Below are 23,834 nucleotides of genomic sequence, written 5' to 3'. Positions count from 1 at the left end.
GAAGCGGCGGTCTGTTTGCTCCCAAAGCTGGTGAGAGTCCAGCCTTGCAACAAGCCCGATCACCGCAGGGTGAAATCCGAGCGGGCAGCAGCGAGCAACCCATCCGGCAAATTCATCAATGATTCCAACTCTGTCCACAGGATAGAAGCACGCACGGGGCGCCCGGGGAAAAGCTGACCTGCAACCAGTGCATACAATCCAAGCTGGGTAAGGTAACTCCCCGGCACGGTATCGGCTCCCTCAGGCACGACCGCGTCGGACTTGTAGTCGACCACCAGCACACCCGAGTCGTCAACAACCACGCGATCGATCCGGCCACTGAGCGCCACAGGTTTCCCCCGCTCATTGAGTTCGGCGCGGAAAGGCAGCTCGGCGCGGCTCTGCGGACCGAAGAGCACGGCAAGGTCAGGTCGTGACAGGATAGAGATGGCCTTTTCGGCGATGGCCACATGCAGGGAAGCGTGGTCGGGCAGCAGGGCCTCGAGTGCCCGCGGCGCCACGCGCGGCCAGTCGGCGGGGGCCACCCGGCCCAGATGCTGGAGCAGAGCGTGCAGGGCGATGCCCTCACGGCGCGCCGTTTCGGCGTCGCGCACTGCCTCGGCCTTGGTTTCAAGGATGGCGGGGCGGCGCCCCGTGGCTCCGGCACGGGAAGGGCGAACCACCTTCACGCGCGCAGGCGCCGAGACTGGGGCGGGCAAGGGCGCGACGCCTGACAAAGCCGGAGCCTCCGGCACCGCACCGAGGCGCTGCGGCTGGGCGGCCGGATAGACAAGCGCCGTCTCAATGCCCTCGGCATCGACAATGGGCTCGGCCCGTTCGCCCAGACCCGATTTTATGGCGTCATACCAGGTCGAGGCCAGCTGGGTTTCAGGGGATTGGGCGCCGCCCAGCGCGCCGATGACATAAAGCTCGTCTTCAGCGCGGGTCATGGCGACATAGAGACGGCGCCAGTATTCTTCGGCCAGGGTGCCGTCAATATCCTGCCGGAGGCCGGCGGTCGCCGGGACATGCTGGGCCCTGGAGGCGGCGTGGATCAGCAGGGGCCCGTGGGGCCTGTCGATGACGTAGACGCTCCTGCCGGTCTGCTTGCCGGTAGGCTTGGTCGTGGCATCGGCGAGAATGACGATCGGCGCTTCCAGCCCCTTGGCGCCGTGCACGGTCATCACCCGCACGCCGCCGCCGCTCTCGGCCAGTTCGCGCTTGATGGTCACGGCGCGGCGGCGCATCTCGGCGGCAAAGCCCTGCAGCGAGGGCTGCGCCCCCTGTTCGTGGGTGAGCGCCAGCTCCAGAAGTTCGGACAGGACATCGTCCACTTCAAGGCCCAGCCGCGCATGGAAGCGGCGGAGCCCGCCCCCGGCATAGAGCACGCCGGAGAGAAACTCGAAGGGCCGTTCCATATCCAGTTCGGCGCGCCAGCGGCCCAGTTGTTCGGCCGCGGCGGTTGCCGCCGGCTGCGTCGAACCCGCGAGTGCCGACCACAGGGTCTGTCCCCGCGCCCGCGGCTGGGCCAGGGCAAACAGAGCATCCTCGTCGAGATCAAAGAGCGGCGAGCGCAAGAGGGCCGCCAGTTGCAGGTCATCGGCCGGGTTGAGCAGCACGTCGATCAGCGCCAGGAGGTCGAGCACGGCAATGTGGCCGGTGACGGCCAGCCGGTCGGCCCCTGGGCTGGGCAGGCCTTCGCCGCGCAGGGCCCGGATGATTTCCTGGAACAGGGCGCCGCGCTTCTGCACCAGGATCAGGACATCATCGGCGCTGACCGGACGATTGCGCTCGCCCAGCATGCGGCCCTGGTCGATCCAGAGGCGAATTTCGCGGGCAATGCGCAGGGCGACCTTGCGATTGGCGCTCTGCTCGGCCTCGACCACATTCACCGGCCAGGCCGAGATGTCGCGGCCCGCCTTTTCCTCGACGGAAGGGGGCCAGATCGTCACCGTGCCGCCCGGTTGCACGCGGGCGGGCTCGTGGATGACCTTGTCCTCGGCCAGCAGCGCCTTCTGGATATCGGGGCGGTCGCAGACCAGGTCGACCGCATCGAGAATGCCGCGCAGCGTCCGGAAACTGGTATGGAGCTTGACGTTCCGGAACGGCTTGTTGGCATTGGCCGCGCGTTTCTCGACATCGCGCCCGGTCTGCCCGAACAAAGCCGGCTGCGCGCCCTGGAAGGAATAGATCGACTGTTTCTGGTCGCCCACCGCAAAGATGGAGCGTGGACGCGTCACGGCACCGTCGCCGCTGAAGAATTCCCGCTCCAGCGCCCGTACCACGCGCCATTGCTGCTCGTTGGTGTCCTGGCTTTCATCGACCAGAATATGGTCGATGCCGGCATCGAGCTTGTACTGCACCCAGGGGCCAATGGCGGGATTGGCGAAGAGGTCGCCCAGCTTTTCGATCAGGTCATCGAAATCGAGCAAGGCATGGCGGCGTTTTTCGGCCTCGTAGCGCGCCACGATGGCGGCGACGACATCGAGCACGGCTTCGCTGCGCTCGACAAGCAGCGCGCCGGTCAGCTGGGCTTCAAGTCCCAGGACACGTTCCCGTTCCGCCTCGAGCAGGGGCTGCAGCAGCGGCTTCTGCTTGCGCTGATCGGCATTGAGCAGGTTGGCGCGGGGGCGGGTCTCGCCGTCCTTGCGGGTGAGGAACAGGTCAGCAAGCTGTTCGGCTGTCAGCCGGTCGGGATCGAGCCGGGCAACCAGATCGATGAAGCGCGCCCCCTTGGTCCTGCCCGGGTCGGCATCGAAGCTCTCGACGAGTTCGCGCCAGACAGGCCGTGTCAGGGCGGTTTCATTGACGATGGCTACGGCAATGTCGCTGGCGCTGACCGTGCCGCCCACCAGCGCCCGCAGGCGCGCCTTGGCGCCGGGCAGATCGGCGAGGACGGCTTTGAGCCGGGCGCCTTCCCCGAGCGCTGCGCCAATGGCCTCGGCGATGGCGTGGTCGCTGAGGAGGCCGAACAGCGTTTCCACCGCCCCGGCATGCGCGCCGCCGCGCAGACCCTCGGCCAGAACGCCTTCACGGGCCGCCAGCAGCATATTAGCCTGGCGATCCTCCTCGATGACGGCAAAATCGAAGGGCACCCCCGCCTCGATGGGAAAGCGATGCAGCACCGCCTCGCAATAGGCATGGATGGTCAGGATCCTGAGGCCACCCGGCGTTTCCAGCGCCTTGGCAAAGAGGGTGCGCGCATCCTCCATCTGCCGCGCCGTCGGCACGCGGCCGGTCAGCTCGAGCAGTTTCCGGCTCAGCGTCGCGGCCTCGTCGACCGCCCATTCGGCCAGGCGCGCGCCGACGCGCTTGCGCATTTCGGCCGCCGCCGCCTTGGTATAGGTGAGGCAGAGAATGGATTGCGGCCTCACCCCCACCAGCAGCAGGCGCAGCACGCGATTGGTCAGCACAAAGGTCTTGCCCGAGCCGGCATTGGCCTCCACCCAGATGGAATAATCCGGGTCGCTGGCCAGCGCCTGGCTGGTGCGCGTGTTGAAAGGCGGATCGACGTCGCCGCGATCATTCATGGCTCGTCCTCCCCATCGACCGCCGTCCACTCCGCCACCCGCGCCAGATGGTCATAGGCGCCGGCAAAGCGCTGCCCCTTGACCGGCAGGAGGCGCGACGGCATCGGATTGCTCCGCATCAGGAAATAGTCGATCTGCGATTGCATGCGCCGCCAGATGTCGTCGGCGACCTCACTGACACTCATATCCTCGGGCAGCGCAAAGGCGCTGGGCCGGAAAGCGTCGGGGCCGAGACCGATCTTGATATAGGTCAGGGCGCTGGTTTCGGCCGGCGCCACCCCGTCAAGACCACCATGGCGCGCCATCAGCGCCTCGACCGGCAATTGCGGCGCCTCGAAGGCGCGCATCGTGCCCGGGGCCGGCGGCGAGCCGGTCTTGAAGTCGAGGATTTCAAGCGTCCCATCGACCAGAAGGTCCACCCGGTCGGCCGTGCCGGTAATGGCGAAGGGCTCTTCGAGCTTGAACTCCCAGCGCCCGTCGACTTCGGCGCGGCGCTCCCGCACACGATGGGCGCGGGATTGCTCGAAATCGAGGAATTGTTCGGCCGCCGTGGCAAAGCGCTTGAGCCAGATGTCGCGGCGCTCGCCGATGGCGTCGAGCCCGGAAAATTCCTCGGTGGCAATCTGCATCAGCCGGGCAAAGGCACCCGGATCGGCCGGATCGCATTTTTCGTCGACAAAGCGCGCGAGGATGGCGTGGATGATGGTGCCGCGCTCGCGGGCGTCGGGATCCTCGCCCAGCGCATCGAGCGGCCGGAGGCGCAGGACATGCTTGGCATAGAGATCGTAGGGTGAGCGCATCAGCGTCTCGACCTCGGTCACCGAAAGTTTGCGCGGGCGGGTGGCGACAGGCGGGTTGGGCGCCGGGCGCGGCGCTGCGGTCACGGCGGCGACGGCATCGAGCTGGCGCGCCGCCGCCGTCCAGACCTGTCCGCGGGCCCGCAGGGTCTTGCCCGCCGCCTCGCCGATAAAGGCGTCCAGCCGCTGCACCAGCCGCGAGGGCAGCGCCGGGCTCGACCCGACCCGGTCGGCATAGGCGATGACGACCTCCGCATTGCCCATGGCCTGGGCGAAGTCATGGGCGGCCAGACCCTGCTGCCGCTCGGGCGGCTCGAGCCCGGCACCCAGCCGCATGCCCCGGCTGAGCCAGGGACCCGGATCGGCCGTGCCCGGCCATTTGTCTTCGTTGAGCGCGCCCAGGATCAGCATATCGGGGCTCATCAGCCGCGCTTCGAGCTGGCCCCAGATGGCGATGTCGGTGCGCCGGTCCTCGGGCACGGATGTGCGAACCTCGACCCCGGCCATCAGCGCCGCCAGCACATCGTCGAGCCCATAGGGCGCGAAGCGGTGGCCTTCGCCTGACAACTTTTCCATGCTCTCGACCCAGGCCAGCAACTCCTCGCGCCCGGGCAGGGGCGCTTCGGGACTGATGGCGGCAATCGCCTGTCCCAGCGCCAGCGCAAGGTCCGAGGCCGAGAGCAGCGTGCCCCGGCACAAGGCTACCAGCGGCGCGATGGCGATTTCGAGGCGGTCGAAGAGGTCGGCAATCTCCTGTCCACGCTCAGCCGAGAGCGTGCGCGCGGGATAGGAAAGCTCACCGGCCAGATGCGCGGTAAGGATGGATCGCAGGCCCGCCATGCCCGGTCCCGGCCGCTGCCCGCGCAACAGGCCAAGGTCGATATCGTCGGCCAGCGCCGCCATGGCCCCGCGCCCCAGACCCAGCGTCGTCGCCCGGTTGCGCAGCAGCGCCAGGAGGTCGACGGGCGCGCAACCGCCTTCCACCAGGTTGAGCACCTGCCGGGAAAGCCGGCCGGCCGGCGCGTGAAAGAGCGGCGTGCCCGCCGCGTCATCGACCACGATGTCGAAGCGCCGCAATTCGGCGGCGATCCGCCGCGCCAGGTTGCGGTCCGGGGTGATGATACCGACGCTTTTTTCCTGTTCCAGCGCGGCGCGCGCCGCCAGCGCCATGGCGCGGGCTTCCTCGTCCTCGTTGCGGGCCCGGATGATCGAGACGCCTTCAAGCGCCGCTGCCAGCGTCAGGTCATCAAAGCGCTGCTCCGACCAGAGGGCGGTCGCCGCTGTCGGCGCCAGCGCCAGATTGACCAGGCGCGTGCGTGGATGCTCATGGGTACAGAGCTCGGTCACCTGGCCGACACCCGAATCCAGGCGCCGGAGCAACTGGGCCAGGCCATATTGCGGGTGACCCTGCGGATTGGTCGCGGGATCGAGCAGCGCCGCGTGCATGTCCGGCGTCATGGCCATGTCGAGGCCGGGCAGCACCACGGCCCCGCGCGGCAGGTTGGCCACGGTTGCCAGCAGCCGCGCCGTGGCCGGGATCGAGCCGGTCGAACCGGCCGCGATCACCGGCCGCTCGCCATAGAGAAAACCCGCCGCGCCGGCCTGCCGGTCGAGCCGGAGACCCCGCAGCTGCGCGGCATCGGCCCGGTTCTCGTCGGCCAGCCAGAGCGGCCAGGCCTTGAGCGCGATGTCGAGGAACTGCAGCGTCTGCTGCCAGTAATCGCCCAGCTCCTGCGCCATATCGGCGCCAAGAGCGGCAATGTCGGCGGGGCTGCGTTCCTCGATGGCCAGATCATCGATCAGCGTGCCGAGCGATTCGGACATGGAGAAAATTTCGGCGGCGGTGGGCGGGGTCGCAAAGGCCTGCCTGCCGGCCTCGCTTCTTGCCCAGGCGGCCACGAGGCTCGACAGCTTGAGCCGCCGTTCAAGGCTGGAGGCGCGGCCCGGCAGCGGCGGCGCGTCGAATGGCGGCAGGAACGGCTCTTCATCTCCCACTTCGCCGCCAAAAGTCCTGAGATCGGGCAGGAGGCCCCGAAAGTCGGGATGGGCGGCAAAGGCGTCGGCGAGGCGTTCCTGGGCGCGGCGCGTGGGCAGGATGATGGTGACATCGGAGAGCCAGAACGGCCCGCTGCGATCCCAGCCCCCGAGAAGCCGCCCGTCCATGACCGCCTCGACCAGGCAGGGCAGGAAGGGCCGGTGCGGGGCGATGGAATAAAGGCTCATGCTCCGCGCGCCTCTCCGGCTGCGCCGCGCGCCTCTCCGGCCGTGGCGAGGGCCCGTTCGGTCGCCGCGAGCGCTTCGGGATCCCCGACATGAAACCAGGGCGCATCGAGCACCACGCCCTTCAAGCTCTCGCGCTCCAGCGCCGCCTCGAACAGCCGGTTGAGCGAAAAGGCGCCATCGGGCGTCTCGGCAAAGAGGGTTTTGCCCATCAGCGCCACCCCGGCATAGATGACCGGTGCCCCGTAATCGAGGGTGATCTGGCCTATGGGATCGAGGCAGAAATCGTGGCTGCGGCCAAATCCGGTGGCGCGATGGGGCTGCACGCAGAGCAGGACAATGTCCTCCTCGCTCTGGTATCGCGCCTGCATCCGCGCCATGGGCGCATCGCTCCCCGCAGGCCAGAAGGCGTCGGTATTCATCACGAAGAACGGATCGGAATGGAGCATGGGCAGGGCCGCCTTGACCCCGCCGCCGGTGCCCAGCAGGTCGGCCTCGCGATTGACCTTCAAGAGGCCGCCGAAATGGGCCAGCAGCTGGTCGGCGCGGTAATGGGCATTGGCGACGAAGCGCCTGGCGCCCTCGGCCCGGGCATTGACCATGATACGCTCGATCAGCGGCATTCCGGCCACCGGCACGAGGGGCTTGGGCACGGTCTCGGTGATCGGCCGCAAACGCGTGCCCAGCCCGGCGGCCAGCAGCATCACATCAGGGAATCGGGCGTCTTTTTCCATGCCCGGATAGAACAGTTGCGGGATGGACCTGTCCAGCCCGCAACATAATCACGCCCTACTCGGCGTGGGCGGCAGCGGCCGGCGGATCGATCTCGTCGTCATCGCCTTCGGCGGCGACGGCCGCGTCGCGGAGGCTCGCCTGGGCGGTGATGGCCTTGGCATTGCTCGACGCGATGGCATCATTGGGCGGCGCATTGGTGAGGATGGCGGCAAGCGAGCCGATGGTGGAGCGCAGGTTGTGGCGATGCACGACCATGTCGACCATGCCGTGGCTATAGAGATATTCGGAGCGCTGGAAACCCTTGGGGAGCTTTTCGCGAATGGTCTGCTCGATGACGCGCTGGCCGGCAAAGCCGATGAGCGCACCCGGCTCGGCCAGGTGCACGTCGCCGATCATGGCATAGGAGGCGGTGACGCCACCGGTGGTCGGATTGGTCAGCACCACGAAGAAGGGCAGCCCCGCTTCGCGCAGGCGCAGCACGGCCACGGTGGTGCGCGGCATCTGCATCAGGCCCAGCACGCCTTCCTGCATGCGCGCGCCGCCCGAAGCGACGAAGAGCACGAAGGGGGTCTTCAGACGCACCGCCGTTTCGAGACCGGTGATGATCCCCTGCCCCGCCGCCATGCCGAGCGAGCCGGCGAGGAAATCGAAATCCTGCACGGCGACAGTCACGGCGCGCTCATAGAGCTTGCCGGTGGCCACCAGCACGGCGTCTTCATAGCCGGTCTTGGCGCGGTTTTCCTTGAGCTGGTCGATATAGCGCTTCTGGGCGCGGAATTTCAGCGGGTCCTGCGGCGCGGACGGCACCGGCACGAGATCATACTTGCCCTCATCGAGGAAAGTCGCCAGCCGGTCGACCGGCTTGATCTTCATGTGGTAGCCCGAATTGGGCACCACCCACTGATTGGCCTCGAGATCGCGGTAGAACACCATCTCGCCCGATTCCGGGTCCTTGACCCAGAGATTTTCCGGCGTTTCCCGCTTGTTGGAGAGGAAGGAGCGGATTTTGGGGCGGACGAAATTGTCGATCCAGTTCATGGCGCGGCCTTTCGCGGGAACCTGTTGCGGCTCACCTAAGCTTCAATTGTGGCATTTCTTATCAGGGGATGGATGCGAGGGCAAAGATGCCAAGGCACCTTTGCACAATCCCTCCCCGATCGTCATTGCCGGGCTTGTCCCGGCAATCCATCTTGGACATGGACCACCGGGACAAGCCCGGTGGTGACGAAGGAAGAAAGGCTTTTGAGGAACCCCTCACCCTGCCATTCTGCTGAACGCAGAATTGCTGTCCCTCTCCCGCAAGGGGAGAGGGGAAGTCAGCCCCGCGCCCGCTTCGCCCCGGCAGCGATGTCGGCAACGAGATCGCGCACGGCGGCGACCGTCTTGTCCGTGGCCCTGCCATCGACCAGGGTTTTGGCCACCGCGTCCACCAGCACCGTGCCGACCACGACGCCATCGGCGTGCTTGCCGATTTCGGCAGCGTCTTCGGCGGTCTTGATGCCAAAGCCCACGGCGACCGGCAGGCTGGTATGGCTCTTGATGCGCTGCACGGCCTCGCCGACGGCGGCGCGCGACTTGATGGCGGCGCCGGTAATGCCGGTCATCGACACATAATAGACAAAGCCCGAGGTGTTCTCGAGCACCACGGGCAGGCGCTTGTCATCGGTGGTCGGGGTGGTGAGGCGGATGAAATTGAGCCCGGCCTTGAGCGCCGGAATGCACAGTTCTTCATCTTCCTCGGCCGGCAGGTCGACGATGATCAGCCCATCGACACCCGCTTCCTTGGCCGCCGCGATGAAGCGCTCGACACCGAAGGAATAGATCGGGTTGTAGTAGCCCATCATGACGATCGGGGTGGTGTCGTCCTTGCGGCGGAACTCTTCCACCATGCCCAGGACGCCGAGCAGGGTCTGGCCCTGGGCCAGAGCGCGCTGGGCCGCCATCTGGATGACGACGCCATCGGCCATCGGGTCGGAAAAGGGCAGGCCCAGCTCGATCACATCGGCGCCGGCCTGCGGCAGGGCGTTCAGAATGGCCTGGCTGGTGGCCAGATCCGGGTCGCCACCCATGACATAAGTGACGAAAGCGGGGCGGTTCTCGGCCTTGCACTGGGCAAAGCGGGCATCGATACGGGACGTCATTATTTCAGGAACCCCAGATATTTGCCGACGCTTTCCACGTCCTTGTCGCCACGGCCGGAAAGGCACAGCACCACCGACTGGTCCTTGCCCATGGTCGGCGCGAGTTTCATCACCTGCGCCAGCCCATGGGCTGATTCCAGGGCCGGGATGATGCCTTCGGTGCGGGTCAGCAGCTGGAAGGCGTCGAGGGCTTCCTTGTCGGTGATCGGCACATAGGTGACGCGCCGGGTATCGTGCAGCCAGGAATGTTCCGGACCGACGCCGGGATAATCGAGGCCGGCCGAGATGGAGTGGCCTTCAAGGATCTGCCCATCGCTGTCCTGCAGCAGGTAGGTGCGGTTGCCATGCAGCACGCCGGGGCGGCCGCCGGTCATCGAGGCGGCATGGCCATTTTCGACGTCTATGCCATGGCCACCGGCCTCGGCGCCATAGATGGCGACGTCAGCATCGTCGAGGAAGGCATGGAAGGTGCCGATGGCATTGGAGCCGCCGCCGACACAGGCGACGACGGCGTCCGGCAGCCTGCCCTCGGCCTCCTGGAACTGCGCCTTCAATTCCGTGCCGATGACCGACTGAAAATCGCGGACCATTTCCGGATAGGGATGCGGGCCGGCCGCGGTGCCGATCAGATAATAGGTCGAGTCCACATTGGTGACCCAGTCACGCAGGGCCTCGTTCATGGCGTCCTTGAGCGTGCCAGCGCCGGCGGTGACGGGCCTGACTTCGGCGCCCAGCATCTTCATGCGCAGCACATTGGGCATCTGCCGCTCGACGTCGGTGGCGCCCATGAAAATCGTGCAGGGCAGGTCGAACTTGGCGCAGACCGTGGCGGTGGCGACGCCATGCTGGCCGGCGCCGGTCTCGGCGATGACGCGGGTCTTGCCCATGCGCTTGGCCAGGAGGATCTGCCCGAGGCAATTGTTGATCTTGTGCGAGCCGGTATGGTTGAGCTCTTCGCGCTTGAGCCAGACCTTGGCGCCACCCAGATGATCGGTGAGGCGTTCGGCGAAATAGAGCGGGCTCGGCCGACCCGTATAGTGGGTCGCCAGGTCCTGGAGTTCGGCGGCATAGGCCGGATCGGCCTTGGCGGCGCGATACTCGCGTTCGAGATCAAGGATCAGCGGCATCAGGGTCTCAGCAACAAACCGTCCGCCATAAATGCCGAAGCGGCCATGCTCGTCGGGACCGTTGCGCAGGGAATTGCTGTTTTGCATGCTCAATCCAAATCCTCCCACGAAGTCCAGGGAGGACCTCATCCTGTGCCAGACGGCCCGCCCCAGAAGAAGCAGGCCCGGCACGCTCGCCATGTGGTCTCCTTAAGACCTCCGGCCGGTCGCTGGCAAGTCAGCTTGCGGCGCGGGCGTTCCGGATAAAGGCTTCGATGAGCCTTTTGTCCTTGACGCCCGGCGCCCGCTCCACGCCCGAGGAGACATCAATGCCAAAGGGCTTCACCCGAGCAATGGCCTCGGCCACATTGTCAGGCGTCAGCCCCCCCGAGAGCATGAAGGGCACGGATGGGTCCAACGCATCGAGCAGGCCCCAGTCAAAGCTCTCGCCCAGGCCGCCGGGCCGGTCGGCGCCCTTGGGCGGCTTGGCATCGAGCAGCACCCGGTCGGCCACGTCGGTGAACTGGGCCACATGGGCCACATCCTCGGCCGAGCCGATAGGCAGGGCCTTCATGATTTCGACACCCGCCCCGGCGCGGATGGCCTCCACGCGATGCGGGGTTTCAGGCCCATGCAGCTGAATCCAGTCGGGGCCCAGCGCGGCCACTTCGGCGACGCTGGAATTGTCAGGATTGACCAGAACCACGCAGCTTTCGATTTGCCCACGCGCGGCCGAGATCAGCCCGCCCAGTTCGTCAATGGACACATGGCGCGGCGAGCGCGGGAAATGCATGAAGCCCACCATGTCGGCGCCGGCGGCGATGGCCACGTCGAGCATGTCATAGGTCTTGATGCCGCAGATTTTGACGATCAAGGGATCGGCCATTTCAGGTTGGGCTCAATGGGACGAAACAGAAGAAGTGAGCCGCACTGCGCCGTCCATCATCGCAGTTCCAGCAGATCGTCGACATCGCCATGCGAATTTGCACCGGCCTGGCCATTGCGGCGGCGCTGGGTCTCCAGCTCCTGGCTCAGCTGCTGGGCTTCGCGCCGCCAATGCCGCTCGCGGCGACGGGAGGCACCCTGTGCGAACCAGCTGGCAATGCCCCCGAGCAGGACACCGATCAGCAGCATCACATAAAGCACGACAAAAAGCGGCACGCCATAGCCGGTCGTGCCGTTTTCGAGCGCGGGGACAAACGGATTGAGATTGACGCTCACCAGCTGGCGATTGGCCAGGGCGAGCGCGATCAGCACCGCACAGAGCGGCACCAGAACCAGCCAGCCGACGAATTTGTTGACCATTGCGGCGTCCGAGAAGCCGAGGTGGCTTCAATTCCTATACTGGGGCCTGAAAACTACGAACGGTTGAGCCGCTCACGGATTTCCTTGCCGGCCTTGAACTGCGGCACGTATTTCTCGCCCACATCCACCTGCTCGCCGGTGCGCGGATTGCGACCGACGCGGGCGGGGCGGTTCTTCACCGAGAAGGCGCCGAAGCCGCGCAACTCAACCCGGTCGCCCCTTGCCATGGCGTCCCCGATCTCATCGAGGATGGCATTGACGATGTTCTCGATGTCGCGCTGGAACAGATGCGGGTTCTCTGCAGCGAGCTTTTCGACAAGTTCAGACTTGATCATCAAAGGCTCCGGTGTCCACCCCAAGTTCCCATGTCACTGGGTCTCATCAACCTGCCAAAGCGAGACCAAACCGTCAAGCATCACAACACTTTCGCCGTTCAAACCGATCGCGCGCCGCATCGAGGTCCCGAGCAGCTCGCCGATCCAGTTGAACTCGCCGGCATCGGGCGGCCAGGCCGGAACCACGGGGGTTTCGGCGTCGATATCATGCTCGCTGGCCAGCCATTGCACCGCCTCCACCTCGCCGCCAATGGCGTCGATCAACCCGCTCTCGACGCCGACCCGCCCGGTCATGATACGCCCATCGGCCAGGGCCAGGGTCTGTGGCCTTGTGAGGCCGCGGCGCTCGGCGACGATGTCGACGAACCACTGGAAACTGTCTTCGACCAGGGCCTGGAGCGAGGCGCGGGTCTCGCCCACCAGCGGCTCGTCAAAGTCCGGCTCGGCCTTAAGGGGGCCCGAAGCCACCTTGTCGAGGTCGACGCCGATGGTTTCGAGCAGCTTGCCGGCATTGACATGCTGGTAGAGCACGCCGATCGAGCCGACGATGGAGAGGCGCCGGGCAAAGATGCGGTCGGTGGCAATGGCGGTCATATAGGCCGCCGAGGCGCCCAGTTCGTCGATGGTCGAGACCACCGGCTTGACTGCCGAGAGGCGCCGCAGGTCCTCGTAGAGTTCCTCGCCGCCGGCTGTCGTCCCGCCCGGCGAATTGATGGCGACGATCACGGCCTTGACTGCCTCGTCCTCGAGCAGCTCGCCGATCAGCTTGGAGCGCTGCGGGTCGGTGGCAATGGTGCCGCTGATGACGACGCGGGCAATGCGCTCGCCCCCGGGGCGATCGGCGAGGGCGAAGCGCCCGAACAGCGCCAGCAGCGCGATGACCACGGCGAGCAGCGCAAACAGGCGCCAGGCCCCGCGCGAGCGGCGAAAACGGTCGGCGGCAAGATCGTCATGCGGACTGGAATAGGTCACGGCGCTCGGGCTCCCAATGTCAGCCTGAGGTAACGGGCCCCGACCGCGAAGGCAAGCGGCTGAAACTAGGCGAGGCGCTTGACCATATAGCGCGCCGCATTCTCATAGGCGGCCAGTTTTTCTGCCAGTTCGGGACGCTCTTCAATGACGAATCCCTGCTTTTCCCAGAAGGGCACCGAGCCATTGACGGCGACAAGGCTCATCGTGGCAAAGTCCATGGCCGTGGCATGCTTGGTCAACGCCGCCACAATCTGCCCGGCCGCGCCGAGGCCACGGGTCAAAGGCAGCAGCGCCAGGTCGTGGATATAGTAGCTGTCGGCATCCTCAGGAATTTTGCCCAGGAGCGTATCCAGCGCCGGCAGGCTGCCCAGTTTCCAGGGATGGCTCAGCACATAGCCGGCCGGCTTTTCCGAGACTTCGAGCAGGTAGCAGCCATTGCGGTAGAGATCGAATTTTTCCGCCAGCACCGCCTCGGCCTCGAAGAAACCGGGATGCACGCGATTGGCAATCTCGAACACGGCGGAAAAGTCATAGCCGCTCATGGCGCGCCAGGCGACGTCGCGAAACTGGATCATGTCTAGCCACTTCTCATAAAAAACGACCCGCACCATCGGCGCGGGTCGCATGGTTTTCTCAGCAAGCCAAAGGCTTACTTGTCGTCGCGGCCCTTGAGGGCAGCGCCCAGGATGTCGCCGAGCGAAGCGCCCGAATCCGAGGAACCGAAGTTGGCCACGGCTTCACGTTCTTCGGCGATTTCGAGCGCCTTGATCGAGAGCTGGATGCGGCCGGTCTTGCGGTCGTACTGGGTGACGCGGGCATCGACCTTGTCGCCCTTGGCGAAGCGCTCGGGGCGCTGGTCGTTGCGGTCGCGGGAGAGATCGGCGCGGCGGATGAAGGCCGTGACGTCAGAGTCAGCGATGCGCACTTCGATGCCGCCATCGTTGACTTCCACGACTTCGGTGGTGACCACGGCATTCTTGCGCAGGCCCGAACCATCGGAAGCGCCGGTATCGGCCAGGCCTTCAGCAGCGAGCTGCTTGATGCCGAGCGAGATCCGCTCCTTCTCGACATCGACGTCGAGAACCTTGGCCGAAACCATGTCGCCACGGTTGTAGTCGTCCAGCGCCACTTCGCCCGACTTCTGCCAGTCGAGGTCGGAGAGGTGAACCATGCCGTCCACATCGCCTTCGAGGCCGATGAACAGGCCGAACTCGGTCTTGTTCTTGACTTCGCCTTCGATGGTGGAGCCAACCGGGTTCTTCTCGGCAAAGGCTTCCCACGGATTCTGCAGGGTCTGCTTGAGGCCCAGCGAGATGCGGCGCTTGTCCGGATCGACTTCGAGCACGACGACATCGACTTCCTGGGAGGTCGAGACGATCTTGCCCGGATGGACGTTCTTCTTGGTCCAGCTCATTTCCGAGACGTGGATCAGGCCTTCAATGCCCGGCTCGAGCTCAACGAAAGCACCGTAGTCGGTGATGTTGGTCACGCGGCCGGTGAACTTGGCGTTGATCGGGTACTTGGCTTCGATGCCTTCCCACGGATCGGCCTGCAGCTGCTTCATGCCGAGGCTGATGCGGTGCGACTCGTGGTTGATGCGCACGATCTGGACCTTGATGGTCTCGCCGATCGTGAGCACTTCGGACGGGTGGTTGACGCGGCGCCATGCAATGTCGGTGACATGCAGCAGGCCGTCGATACCGCCCAGGTCGACGAACGCACCGTAATCGGTGATGTTCTTGACCACGCCATCGACCACCTGGCCCTCTTCGAGCTGCTGGACGATTTCCGAACGCTGTTCGGCGCGCGATTCTTCGAGAATGGCACGACGCGAGACGACGATATTGCCGCGACGCTTGTCCATCTTGAGGATCTGGAAGGGCTGGGGCACGTTCATGAGCGGCGCGATGTCGCGGATCGGACGGATGTCGACCTGCGAACGCGGCAGGAAGGCCACGGCACCTTCGAGGTCGACGGTGAAACCACCCTTGACCTGGTTGAAGATGGTGCCTTCAACGCGCTCATTGGCGTTGTACTTCTCTTCGAGCTTGACCCAGCTCTCTTCGCGGCGGGCCTTTTCGCGGCTGAGGACGGCCTCGCCGGCGGCGTTCTCGACGCGGTCGACATAGACCTCGACTTCCGAACCCACGGTGATGGTGCCGTCACGGCCGGCCTGGCCGAATTCCTTCAGCGGCACGCGGCCTTCAGTCTTGAGACCCACGTCGATGATCGCGAGGTCCTTCTCGATGGCGACGACGCGGCCCTTGACGACATTGCCTTCAGCGGCATCGTTGTCGACAAAGCTGTCGAGGAGCATCGATTCAAAATCGTCTTTCGTCACAGTCTGCTGTGCCAAATCTTTTCTCCGGTGCGCCGGTGGTTAGGGGTTTGCATCCTGCCCGAATACGGGTCCGCTTCGGCGAAAATGCCAAAGCCGGCGCACGGAGCACCGCTTCACTGACAGGAGAATTTCTATGTACAGGTCCGGGCCAGCGTTAGGTCCGATTGGCTGGACCCTGATGTCCCAAGGAGGAAATTAGGAGGGCTTTTGCCCCCCTGCCTTGAGCGCCAGGGCCGTCTCGACAATCGCGATGGCAGCGCGGAGTGCGGCCTCTATACCCATAAGCGTGGTATCAAGCAAGTGCGCGTCGCTGGCCGGATAGAATCCGCCATTGGGATTCATCATGTCGCGGGCGTCGCGCTCCTCGATCTGGTGAAAGAGCGCATAGCGGTCCACGGCCACGCCGCGCGCCTCGAGCTGCCGCGCCCGGCGCTCCATGCGCGCCTTGCTGTCGGCCTGGATGAAGAGCTTCACATCGGCATCGGGGCAGATCTTGGTGCCGATATCGCGCCCATCGAGCACTGCACCGCCGGGCTGGGTGGCAAAGTTGCGCTGAAAATCGAACAGGGCCGCCCGCACCTCGGCAATGACAGCGACCTTGGAGGCCAGGACCCCGGTTTCAGCCGCGGTCAGCGCGTCGAGATCGTCCAGATGCGCGGCGTCGAGCGCGCGTGCCGCAGCAATGGCGACGCTTTCGAAATCCGGCGTATCGACCGTCGCGGCAGCCGCCAGGCCGACGGCGCGATAAAGCAGGCCGGTATCCAGATGCGGCAGACCATAATGCCGGGCCAGGCCCGAGGCCAGGGTGCCCTTGCCCGATGCGGCGGGTCCGTCGACGGCGATGATCATGGCTGGCCTCTTTGCTTATGCACTAGGCGATAGCGGCGCGCGCGGGTGAGGGCAAGGGGCCCGGGGCAGATCGTCCGGACGGGGCGCTGAAGGCGAAGCGGCTGCAACCGGGCGCTCGCGCGGCGCATTTTGCGTTTGACAGGACCGGGCTTTGCCCATAACCGAACTGACCGAATTGGGCGCAAGCGGCTAGACGCGCCCGGTAAACCCCTCTTTATTCGAGAAGGCATGAGAGATGGCCAGCGAACGCGGTACCAAGCGGACCGATCCCGATACCGGCAAGAAGTTCTACGACCTCAACATGGACCCGATCGTCTCGCCCTATACCGGCAAGAGCTATCCGCGGTCTTTCTTCGAGCAGATGGCCGGCAAGGTCAGCCCCGCCACCGCTCGCAAGATCGATGACGAGGACGAGACGGAAGAAGAAGACGAAGTCGAGGAAACCGCAGGTCCCGAGATCGTCAGCCTCGAGGAAGCCGACGCTGAAGAGAGCGGCGATGACATTCCCGATGTCGAGGATGTCGAAGTCGACGAAGAGCTCGGCGACGACGAGGAAGACGTGTTCCTCGAAGAAGACGAAGATGAGGACGACGGCCTCGGCTTTGACGTCGGCGACGACGAAGACCGTTGATTTAATTGGATTTTTCCCGCCGGAGAGGGTTTTTCCCCGGCGGGATAAAAAAGTGTCATTTAGGCACTTGCGCGAGCCGATTTCATCCAATAGGTTCCGCCTCGCTTCGGACGGGAAACTTCCCCGACGAACCCAAAACTACCGCAAGGCCAGCGTTTCGCCGCCTTGTCCGGATGGGGCCATAGCTCAGCTGGGAGAGCGCTTGCATGGCATGCAAGAGGTCAGCGGTTCGATCCCGCTTGGCTCCACCAGCCTTCGCTGCTCTGCAGCTTCGGCTTGGCAAGCCCGTGAGGCTTGCACGAAGTTCCTGTCGAACATAGGTGAAGGCTGTCACGGCGTGGTTGCCAAAGGCAACGAAGCTGGACCAGATCGTTCAGCACCCCTACTGCCAAGCCTGCAAAAGCCCCTTAGAATGGTCCATCCTTGGGGAGGCTGGCAAATGCAATACGTCTATATTCTTCGCAGCCAAAGTGAACCCGACCGTCACTATGTTGGCACAACCCACGATTTGCGCGAGGGTGTTGAGCGACACAATGCGGGCGTGGTGAGCCACACCGCGAAGCATGGCCCATGGCAGGTTCAGACCTACATGGCGTTCGACGACATAGATCGCGCGTTCGCTTTCGAAAAATACTTGAAGTCGGCATCCGGCAGGGCATTCGCCAAGAAACGCCCCTAGACCACCCCTCCTGCCCTGATTTGACACGCCCTCCTGATCTGACAAACGTTCTGGTCAGATCGCAGGAATCACCCGTGCCGCGCAAACCCACTCCCCTTACCACGCAAAAAGCCCGCGCCATCTGGATGCGCGCCCAGCGCCTCGATGAAACCGAACCCTTTGGCGCCGGGCCGGCAGCGGCGCAGGCGGCGGTGGAACAGTTGGGCTATGTGCAGATCGACACGATCAATGTGATCGAGCGCTGCCACCATCACATCCTCTATTCGCGCATTCCGACCTATCGGCGCGGCGACCTCACGGCGCTGCAATCGGCGGAAAAGTCGATCTTTGAATACTGGACGCATGCGCTGAGCTATGTGCCCACGGCCGACCTCAGCTATTTCGTGCCGGCCATGAAGGCCTATCGCGACAATCCCAGCGCCTGGTTCGGCTCGGTGACCAGGGAAGAGGTCAGCGCCATGGTCAAACGCCTCAAGACCGAAGGACCGCTCTCCATCCGCGACATCGACGATGATGAGCTGGTCGACAAGACCCATCCCTGGGCCAGCCGCAAGCCGTCCAAGCGCGTCTTGCAGCTGATGTTCTATCAGGGCCTGGTCGCCATTTCGGCGCGCGAGGGCATGGTCAAGACCTATGACCTCATTGGCAGGCATTTCGCCTGGGAGAAGAACACCCGCCCCGCCAGCGAGCGGCAGGTGACGGCCTATCTCCTCGACCGGGCGCTGCGCAGCCAGGGCGTGGTCAGCCTCGATTCCATCTGCCATCTCAATGCACCCGCCAAGAAGGCGGTGCTTGAGCTGATCGAGGCGCGGGTGAAGTCCCGCAAGCTTGTGCCCGTCAGCATCGAGGGCGCCGAAAAAGTGCCGCACTGGACCACGCCCGAAGCGCTGGAAACCATTGCCCCGGCCCCAGCCAATCGCGTCCACATCCTCTCGCCCTTCGATCCACTGATCATCCAGCGCAAGCGCCTCAAACTCATGTTCGGCTATGACCACATTTTTGAGGCCTATGTACCGGCGGCCAGGCGCCGATACGGCTATTTCGCCCTGCCGGTGCTGGTCGATGACCGGGTGGTGGCCGCCGTGGATTTGAAGGCCGACCGGCAGGCGGGAAAGCTGCTGGTACAGAAATGGACCTGGCTGGAAGAGCCCGGCGCGGAGACGAAGGTGGCGATCGATACGGAGCTTGGGCGCTTCGAGCGGTTTCAGCTGGAGAGCTAGGCGAAAAGGCGCAAGAACCCCCACCCGGCCTCCCCCTTAAGGAGGGGGAGGAGAAGAAGGCATCGGAGGTCAGCGCCAAGCTGGGTCGGTCCCTCCCCCTGTTTCAGGGGGAGGTTAGGTGGGGGGTGCAATTTCGGGTTTGGCACCTACCGAACCCTTTGCCCGCCAGCCATTCGCGCTTAGCGCTCATGGCCTTCTCGCCTAAATTCGCTCCACTGGAGCGAATTTACCTCTGGCACGGCTCGAAGCTTTCCTTCCCGCATCGCTCCGCGCTACAAGACCCGTCGCGCTTTGGGGACTTTCATGGCCACCTATACCGATATTGCCCGGCGGGTTTACAATCACACGTTCAAGCTCGACCCGATCATCCGGAGCCTCCTCGACACGGACTTTTACAAGCTCCTGATGCTGCAGATGATCTGGGGCCTCTATCCCAAGGTCGACGCCACGTTCAGCCTCATCAACCGCACCACTTCGGTGCGGCTGGCCGACGAGATCGACATCGACGAGCTGCGCGCCCAGCTCGACCATTGCCGCACGCTGCGCTTCTCCAAAAAGGAGATGATCTGGCTGGCGGGTAATACCTTTTACGGCTCCAAGCAGATTTTTCAGCCCGGCTTTCTGCGCTGGCTCGAAAACTTCCAATTGCCGGACTATCGCCTCGAAAAGCGCGACGGCCAGTTCGTGCTCGAATTTCCCGGCCTCTGGGTCGAAACCACGATGTGGGAAATCCCGGCCCTCGCCATCATCAACGAATTGCGCAGCCGCGCCGCGATGAAGAGCTATGGGCCCTTCACGCTCGACGTGCTCTATGCCCGCGCCAAGGCCAAGATGTGGGAAAAGGTCGAGCGACTGCAAAAGCTGCCGGACCTCAAGATTTCCGATTTCGGCACCCGCCGCCGCCATTCCTTCCTCTGGCAGCGCTGGTGCGTCGAGGCGCTCAAGGAAGGCATTGGCGCCAATTTGACCGGCACGTCCAATGTGAAGCTGGCCATGGACAATGATCTGGAGGCCCTGGGCACCAATGCGCATGAATTGCCCATGGTGCTGGCCGCGCTCGCCCGCTCGGACGAGGAACTGCGCGAGGCGCCCTATCGGGTGCTGCAGGACTGGAAGAGCTATTACGGCGGCAACCTGCTCATCGTCCTCCCCGATGCCTTCGGCACCGACGCCTTCCTGCGCGATGCGCCCGACTGGGTGGCCGACTGGACCGGCTTCCGCCCCGATTCGGCGCCGGCCATCGAGGGCGGCGAGAAGATCATCGATTTCTGGAAGAGCCGCGGCCGCGACCCGCGCGAAAAGCTGCTGATCTTTTCCGACGGGCTCGATGTCGACATGATCGAGGAAGCCTATCTGCATTTTGACGGCAAGGTGCGCATGAGCTTTGGCTGGGGCACCAACCTCACCAATGATTTCGAGGATTGCGCCCCCGCGCCCAATCCGGGCCTCAAGCCCATCTCCATCGTCGCCAAGGTGTCCGAGGCCAATGGCCATCAGGCGGTCAAGCTTTCGGACAATCCGGCCAAGGCAACGGGTGACAAATCAGAGATCGCGCGCTATCTCCGCGTCTTCGGCGATGCGGGCCGCGTCGAACACGCCGTGCGTGTCTGAAGGAAAAGGGGGCTTTGGTCCCCATCCAGGCGCCCGCCGCCACATCTGATGCCAAATGGCAACAATCGTCATTCACGCTGTCCCTGTGGAGAAACCCATGGGCGACGGCCACGTTAAGATTCGGTGAACCACCAGGGCTCAGTCTGGCCATGGGGGCTCTCCGGAGCCAAGTATGAGCCTTGAATTAATTGATATCGCGCTGGCCGAACGCCAGCCCCATCCCACTCTTTCGGAACGCATGACCGGCAAGGTCCGGGCCGTCCTCACCGAAACCATCGGCGAGCAGGAGATCCGTCACGAAATCATGGTGCCCGTCTGGATGGACGTGCGTGACGGCATGAGCGAGGAGGACATCGAGCTGGCCCTCATGGTCAAGGCCGCCGATATTGTCGGCCGCCTCAAGCAGCATATGGGGTCGGTCGCGCCCTAGCGTCCGCTGATCCGCTGGCGCCGCATTTCCTCGAGGAAGCGGCGCTGCAGGTCGGTCTGGGCGCGGGCGGATGCCTCCGGCGACACGCGGCGCAAGGGCGGCGCGCGATGCTGCCACTCGGCACCCGTCGCATAGACCCGGGCCTGGGCGGAGAGGCGATCGAAGCCAAGACGGCGCCGCTCGTCGACGAAAAACCACCAAAGGGTTGCCGCCACGATCGCCCAGATCGCCACCAATTCCCAAACCATGACCGGTCTCCGCATTTCTACGGATTCTGTCATAGCTAACGAAGTCTTAACCGGGAAAGCCGGATCGCCCGTTAGGCTTAATTGCTAAACTTGAGCCGGGCGCGCACCGGCCGGGATCGTCCCGCCGCGGTTGAGCGCCACCAGCATGGTCCGCACCTGGTTTTCCGCCGCCTTGCTGACCGCCTTGCGGTCGTCGCCGGCATTGAGCGCCATGGGCGTTCCAAAGGCAACGGTGACGTCCTTGACCGGGCCCGAGAGGATCTCGGCGATGTTCTGCTTGACCGACTTGGACTTGATCCAGGCGATCAGCGAGCGCTCGTTGCGCCCCACAGGCAGGCCCTGGAGCCGGGTATAGGCAATGGTCAGCGGCTGGATCGCCACCTCGCCCGCGCCCGCCTCGATCATTGCATGCTGGGCCGCCCCGATCAGCGCCGAGCGGAAGGGCAGGACATGGGTGCCGATATCGGACTGGCCCTCGGCAAACAGCAGCACGGCATTGTTGCCGGCCATGCGCTTGCCCATGGCTTCGGCCGTGCGGCCGGCATCGGAGCGCCGGGTGCGATCCACATAGATGGTGCGCTGCAGGTCGGCCATCATGCCCACAAAAGGCCATTTGCCCACTTCGCGCTTGGCCACGAAGGTGACGTCGGCCACCGAGCCGATGGCGACGATGTCGGTCCAGGACACATGGTTTGAAACCAGAAGAGTCGGTCGTCCGGTCGCGGGCGCGCCGATGACGGTCACCCGCAGCCCCAGAAAGATGCAGCCCACACGGTGGAAAAGACGTGGCAGGACGTTCCAGAACGGCAGGCGCAGCAGAAGGATCAGCGCCTGGGCGGGGATCACCACCAGCATGAACGGCACGAGGACAAACAGGAAGAAGACGATCCTGAAAATCATTTGGTCGGCGCGTCCTTGCTGGTCTTGTCGCCGAGCGGCACGGCATAGAGTTCGAGGCGGTGATCGATCAGCTTGTAGCCGAGGCGCTTGGCGATCACTTCCTGGATGGCCTCGATTTCCTCGTTGCGGAACTCGATCACCGTGCCGGTCCTGATGTCGATCAGGTGGTCGTGATGCTCGTCGGGAATCAGCTCGAAACGGGCGCGGCCATCCTTGAAGTCATGCTTGGTCACGAGACCCGCCTCCTCGAAGAGGTTGACGGTGCGGTAGACCGTGGACAGCGAAATCCGCGGATCGAGCGCCGAGGCGCGCCGATAGAGCTCTTCGACATCGGGATGGTCGGTGGCGTCCTCGATGACACGGGCAATGGTGCGGCGCTGGTCGGTCATGCGCATGCCGCGCGCCACGCAGGCCTCTTCGAGCGTCGGATCGGAAGGATTTCTGTTCACGCCGTCACTCCCTGTCCTATGCGCATGCTGATCGGGTTAGCCAAGATCGCGCGCCATGACAAGCGCCGTGGCAGCACTGCCATCGGGGCGTGGATAATAGCCTTTTCGCGACGAAATAGTCGCAAAGCCGAGTTTTTGGTAGAGGCCGATCGCCGCATGGTTCTGCTCGTCGACCTCGAGGAACATGCGCCTGGCCGGCGACTGCATGAGGTCGGCGAAGACCGCATCCATCAGCGCCCGTCCCACGCCCTTGCCGCGCCAGCGCGGATCAACGGCAATGGTCAGAAGCTCGACCTCATCGGCCACCGTGCGGATCAGGGCAAAGCCGGCAATTCTGCGCCTGGCGTCGCAGGCCACATAGACCGGCGTATTGCGCTCTTCAAGGAAGCTCGCGAAATCGGCGGAAGGCCAGCCGCGGAAAAAACTCTGCGCATGGATGCGCGCCAGCTCCTTGGCGTCGCGTGTCTCGCCCGGCTCGATATGCAGCCCCCTGGGCGCCATCCAGAGCTTCATCATGGCTGGCGCCTCAGAATGCGCGCCGCATCCTGCGGCTTGGCATCGGCATCGCGCACATAGGCCGCATGGGGCGGCCACGCTGCCGGGTCGAGAGTCGCGGCAAAACGGGCCATGGCGCCAATATCGACGACGTTCTCTTCGATCAGCGTCGCACCCGCGGGGATGCTTTGGCGCGCCTCGCCCATGGCGATCACTTGCGGGCCTGCGCCCACGACACCGGGCTGGGGGAAGATTTCAAAATAGGCCTCGTCGCGGCGCGCATCGATCAGCACGACGACCGGCCCCGCCGGGGCGGCCAGCGACACGGCGAGGAGGCTCGGAATCCCCAGCACCGGCACCTTGCGCGCGACGCCCAGGCCCCGTGCGGCCGACAGGCCGATCCTGAGGCCGGTAAACGAGCCGGGCCCGGTGGTGACGGCCACCCGATCGAGATCGGCATAGCCAATGCCATTGCGCGCCAGCAGCGTCCCCAGCCGGTCGAAGAGGATTTCGGCATGGCCCTTGGCAATGTCTTCCACCAGCATGTCGACCACGCCATCGGCCCGCAGCAGCGCCAGATTGAGGCGCGGCGCGGCGGTGTCGATGGCAAGGGTTATGGGACTGGACATGTGGCTCACCTCCCCTCACCCGTCTCGGCCTTCGGCCGATCCACCCTCTCCCCAATGGGGCGAGGAATAGAGGCGTCCGCCGAACCATTCTTCTCCCCATCGCGGAGAAGGTGGCGCGCAGCGCCGGATGAAGGGGGTGCCGGCACAGCGCTGAAGTCCTAGCCTCCGGCTTCACCCAAGTCCACCGCCAAACCGCTCCCGAACCATTGCCTTGACGCTCTGTCTGGCCGCG

General features: G+C 64.8%; 23 protein-coding genes and 1 tRNA gene. 6 read left to right on the top strand and 18 right to left on the bottom strand.

What is annotated here, in order from left to right; all coding sequences use genetic code 11:
- Positions 1 to 59: 59 nt before the first annotated feature.
- The 13 genes from addA to MQW79_RS13245 all read right to left on the bottom strand — a co-directional run bounded on the left by addA (position 60) and on the right by MQW79_RS13245 (position 16,310).
- Positions 60 to 3,509, bottom strand: coding sequence for a double-strand break repair helicase AddA (gene addA / locus MQW79_RS13305; protein ID WP_476584951.1), 3,450 nt, complete (start codon positions 3,507 to 3,509; stop codon positions 60 to 62).
- Positions 3,506 to 6,529 carry a double-strand break repair protein AddB gene (addB, locus tag MQW79_RS13300; protein WP_476584950.1) on the bottom strand — a complete coding sequence of 1,008 codons (3,024 nt, stop codon included), beginning with the start codon at positions 6,527 to 6,529 and terminating at the stop codon, positions 3,506 to 3,508. Before addB ends, addA begins: the two co-directional genes overlap by 4 nt.
- On the bottom strand, positions 6,526 to 7,260 hold the full coding sequence (locus tag MQW79_RS13295) for a nucleotidyltransferase family protein (RefSeq protein WP_476584949.1): 735 nt from the start codon (positions 7,258 to 7,260) through the stop codon (positions 6,526 to 6,528). The genes addB and MQW79_RS13295 overlap by 4 nt, the downstream gene beginning before the upstream one ends.
- A gap of 55 nt (positions 7,261 to 7,315) precedes the next feature.
- Positions 7,316 to 8,299: an acetyl-CoA carboxylase carboxyltransferase subunit beta gene (locus MQW79_RS13290; RefSeq protein WP_476584948.1), complete on the bottom strand. Its 984-nt coding sequence runs from the start codon at positions 8,297 to 8,299 to the stop codon at positions 7,316 to 7,318.
- A gap of 278 nt (positions 8,300 to 8,577) precedes the next feature.
- Positions 8,578 to 9,402 (bottom strand): tryptophan synthase subunit alpha, encoded by an 825-nt coding sequence (gene trpA / locus MQW79_RS13285; RefSeq protein WP_476584947.1) that lies wholly within the window; start codon positions 9,400 to 9,402, stop codon positions 8,578 to 8,580.
- Positions 9,402 to 10,616, bottom strand: coding sequence for a tryptophan synthase subunit beta (gene trpB, locus MQW79_RS13280; protein ID WP_476584946.1), 1,215 nt, complete (start codon positions 10,614 to 10,616; stop codon positions 9,402 to 9,404). Before trpB ends, trpA begins: the two co-directional genes overlap by 1 nt.
- A 130-nt stretch (positions 10,617 to 10,746) precedes the next feature.
- Entirely contained in the window at positions 10,747 to 11,394 is a 648-nt protein-coding gene (locus MQW79_RS13275; RefSeq protein WP_476584945.1) for a phosphoribosylanthranilate isomerase, read from the bottom strand.
- Positions 11,395 to 11,450: 56 nt separating this feature from the next.
- Positions 11,451 to 11,813, bottom strand: coding sequence for a lipopolysaccharide assembly protein LapA domain-containing protein (locus tag MQW79_RS13270; RefSeq protein WP_476584944.1), 363 nt, complete (start codon positions 11,811 to 11,813; stop codon positions 11,451 to 11,453).
- Positions 11,814 to 11,866: 53 nt separating this feature from the next.
- Complete coding sequence (locus MQW79_RS13265; RefSeq protein WP_035099264.1) at positions 11,867 to 12,148, bottom strand: integration host factor subunit beta; 282 nt, start codon at positions 12,146 to 12,148, stop codon at positions 11,867 to 11,869.
- A 33-nt stretch (positions 12,149 to 12,181) separates the two neighbouring features.
- Positions 12,182 to 13,120, bottom strand: a complete 939-nt coding sequence (gene sppA, locus MQW79_RS13260; RefSeq protein ID WP_476584943.1) for a signal peptide peptidase SppA — start codon at positions 13,118 to 13,120, stop codon at positions 12,182 to 12,184.
- 65 nt (positions 13,121 to 13,185) lie between these two features.
- On the bottom strand, positions 13,186 to 13,695 hold the full coding sequence (locus MQW79_RS13255) for a GNAT family N-acetyltransferase (RefSeq protein ID WP_476584942.1): 510 nt from the start codon (positions 13,693 to 13,695) through the stop codon (positions 13,186 to 13,188).
- Positions 13,696 to 13,769: 74 nt separating this feature from the next.
- A complete protein-coding gene (rpsA, locus tag MQW79_RS13250; protein ID WP_476584941.1) occupies positions 13,770 to 15,476 on the bottom strand; it encodes a 30S ribosomal protein S1 in 1,707 nt (568 codons plus the stop codon).
- Between the two features lie 180 nt (positions 15,477 to 15,656).
- Entirely contained in the window at positions 15,657 to 16,310 is a 654-nt protein-coding gene (locus MQW79_RS13245; protein ID WP_476584940.1) for a (d)CMP kinase, read from the bottom strand.
- 235 nt (positions 16,311 to 16,545) lie between these two features.
- Here MQW79_RS13245 and MQW79_RS13240 point away from each other — a divergent pair, with 235 nt between their 5' ends.
- The 6 genes from MQW79_RS13240 (at position 16,546) to MQW79_RS13215 (ending at position 20,881) form a co-directional block, all read left to right on the top strand.
- Positions 16,546 to 16,941, top strand: a complete 396-nt coding sequence (locus tag MQW79_RS13240; protein WP_476584939.1) for a TIGR02300 family protein — start codon at positions 16,546 to 16,548, stop codon at positions 16,939 to 16,941.
- Between the two features lie 175 nt (positions 16,942 to 17,116).
- Positions 17,117 to 17,192: transfer RNA gene (locus MQW79_RS13235), tRNA-Ala, on the top strand.
- Between the two features lie 188 nt (positions 17,193 to 17,380).
- On the top strand, positions 17,381 to 17,620 hold the full coding sequence (locus MQW79_RS13230) for a GIY-YIG nuclease family protein (protein ID WP_476584938.1): 240 nt from the start codon (positions 17,381 to 17,383) through the stop codon (positions 17,618 to 17,620).
- A gap of 125 nt (positions 17,621 to 17,745) precedes the next feature.
- Positions 17,746 to 18,840 carry a winged helix-turn-helix domain-containing protein gene (locus tag MQW79_RS13225; protein WP_476588236.1) on the top strand — a complete coding sequence of 365 codons (1,095 nt, stop codon included), beginning with the start codon at positions 17,746 to 17,748 and terminating at the stop codon, positions 18,838 to 18,840.
- A gap of 303 nt (positions 18,841 to 19,143) precedes the next feature.
- Positions 19,144 to 20,451, top strand: coding sequence for a nicotinate phosphoribosyltransferase (pncB, locus tag MQW79_RS13220; RefSeq protein ID WP_476584937.1), 1,308 nt, complete (start codon positions 19,144 to 19,146; stop codon positions 20,449 to 20,451).
- 172 nt (positions 20,452 to 20,623) lie between these two features.
- A complete protein-coding gene (locus MQW79_RS13215) occupies positions 20,624 to 20,881 on the top strand; it encodes a hypothetical protein (RefSeq protein WP_476584936.1) in 258 nt (85 codons plus the stop codon).
- Here MQW79_RS13215 and MQW79_RS13210 read toward each other — a convergent pair.
- From MQW79_RS13210 to tsaB, 5 genes are all read right to left on the bottom strand, one after another.
- Complete coding sequence (locus tag MQW79_RS13210) at positions 20,878 to 21,129, bottom strand: hypothetical protein (RefSeq protein ID WP_476584935.1); 252 nt, start codon at positions 21,127 to 21,129, stop codon at positions 20,878 to 20,880. The two genes, MQW79_RS13215 and MQW79_RS13210, sit on opposite strands and share 4 nt — an antisense overlap.
- 84 nt (positions 21,130 to 21,213) lie before the next feature.
- The gene (locus MQW79_RS13205; protein WP_476584934.1) at positions 21,214 to 22,029 is read right to left on the bottom strand and encodes a lysophospholipid acyltransferase family protein; all 816 of its coding nucleotides are present in this window, start codon (positions 22,027 to 22,029) and stop codon (positions 21,214 to 21,216) included.
- The gene (locus MQW79_RS13200; protein WP_476588235.1) at positions 22,026 to 22,424 is read right to left on the bottom strand and encodes a Fur family transcriptional regulator; all 399 of its coding nucleotides are present in this window, start codon (positions 22,422 to 22,424) and stop codon (positions 22,026 to 22,028) included. Before MQW79_RS13200 ends, MQW79_RS13205 begins: the two co-directional genes overlap by 4 nt.
- A 90-nt stretch (positions 22,425 to 22,514) precedes the next feature.
- Positions 22,515 to 22,994, bottom strand: a complete 480-nt coding sequence (rimI, locus tag MQW79_RS13195) for a ribosomal protein S18-alanine N-acetyltransferase (protein ID WP_476584933.1) — start codon at positions 22,992 to 22,994, stop codon at positions 22,515 to 22,517.
- Positions 22,991 to 23,602: a tRNA (adenosine(37)-N6)-threonylcarbamoyltransferase complex dimerization subunit type 1 TsaB gene (tsaB, locus tag MQW79_RS13190; protein ID WP_476584932.1), complete on the bottom strand. Its 612-nt coding sequence runs from the start codon at positions 23,600 to 23,602 to the stop codon at positions 22,991 to 22,993. Before tsaB ends, rimI begins: the two co-directional genes overlap by 4 nt.
- Positions 23,603 to 23,834 lie beyond the last annotated feature (232 nt).

This window comes from Devosia sp. Micro-HW1 (assembly GCF_056341075.1).
Note: the sequence above shows the minus strand (reverse complement) of the source record. Positions and strands in the feature narration are given on the sequence as shown.

Coding starts and splice junctions, on each gene's coding strand:
- addA (WP_476584951.1), bottom strand. CDS start 3,509: ATGAATGATCGCGGCGACGTCGATCCGCCTTTCAACACGCGCACCAGC.
- addB (WP_476584950.1), bottom strand. CDS start 6,529: ATGAGCCTTTATTCCATCGCCCCGCACCGGCCCTTCCTGCCCTGCCTG.
- MQW79_RS13295 (WP_476584949.1), bottom strand. CDS start 7,260: ATGGAAAAAGACGCCCGATTCCCTGATGTGATGCTGCTGGCCGCCGGG.
- MQW79_RS13290 (WP_476584948.1), bottom strand. CDS start 8,299: ATGAACTGGATCGACAATTTCGTCCGCCCCAAAATCCGCTCCTTCCTC.
- trpA (WP_476584947.1), bottom strand. CDS start 9,402: ATGACGTCCCGTATCGATGCCCGCTTTGCCCAGTGCAAGGCCGAGAAC.
- trpB (WP_476584946.1), bottom strand. CDS start 10,616: ATGCAAAACAGCAATTCCCTGCGCAACGGTCCCGACGAGCATGGCCGC.
- MQW79_RS13275 (WP_476584945.1), bottom strand. CDS start 11,394: ATGGCCGATCCCTTGATCGTCAAAATCTGCGGCATCAAGACCTATGAC.
- MQW79_RS13270 (WP_476584944.1), bottom strand. CDS start 11,813: ATGGTCAACAAATTCGTCGGCTGGCTGGTTCTGGTGCCGCTCTGTGCG.
- MQW79_RS13265 (WP_035099264.1), bottom strand. CDS start 12,148: ATGATCAAGTCTGAACTTGTCGAAAAGCTCGCTGCAGAGAACCCGCAT.
- MQW79_RS13255 (WP_476584942.1), bottom strand. CDS start 13,695: ATGATCCAGTTTCGCGACGTCGCCTGGCGCGCCATGAGCGGCTATGAC.
- MQW79_RS13245 (WP_476584940.1), bottom strand. CDS start 16,310: ATGATCATCGCCGTCGACGGACCCGCCGCATCGGGCAAGGGCACCCTG.
- MQW79_RS13240 (WP_476584939.1), top strand. CDS start 16,546: ATGGCCAGCGAACGCGGTACCAAGCGGACCGATCCCGATACCGGCAAG.
- MQW79_RS13230 (WP_476584938.1), top strand. CDS start 17,381: ATGCAATACGTCTATATTCTTCGCAGCCAAAGTGAACCCGACCGTCAC.
- MQW79_RS13225 (WP_476588236.1), top strand. CDS start 17,746: ATGCGCGCCCAGCGCCTCGATGAAACCGAACCCTTTGGCGCCGGGCCG.
- pncB (WP_476584937.1), top strand. CDS start 19,144: ATGGCCACCTATACCGATATTGCCCGGCGGGTTTACAATCACACGTTC.
- MQW79_RS13215 (WP_476584936.1), top strand. CDS start 20,624: ATGAGCCTTGAATTAATTGATATCGCGCTGGCCGAACGCCAGCCCCAT.
- MQW79_RS13210 (WP_476584935.1), bottom strand. CDS start 21,129: ATGGTTTGGGAATTGGTGGCGATCTGGGCGATCGTGGCGGCAACCCTT.
- MQW79_RS13205 (WP_476584934.1), bottom strand. CDS start 22,029: ATGATTTTCAGGATCGTCTTCTTCCTGTTTGTCCTCGTGCCGTTCATG.
- MQW79_RS13200 (WP_476588235.1), bottom strand. CDS start 22,424: ATGCGCATGACCGACCAGCGCCGCACCATTGCCCGTGTCATCGAGGAC.
- rimI (WP_476584933.1), bottom strand. CDS start 22,994: ATGATGAAGCTCTGGATGGCGCCCAGGGGGCTGCATATCGAGCCGGGC.
- tsaB (WP_476584932.1), bottom strand. CDS start 23,602: ATGTCCAGTCCCATAACCCTTGCCATCGACACCGCCGCGCCGCGCCTC.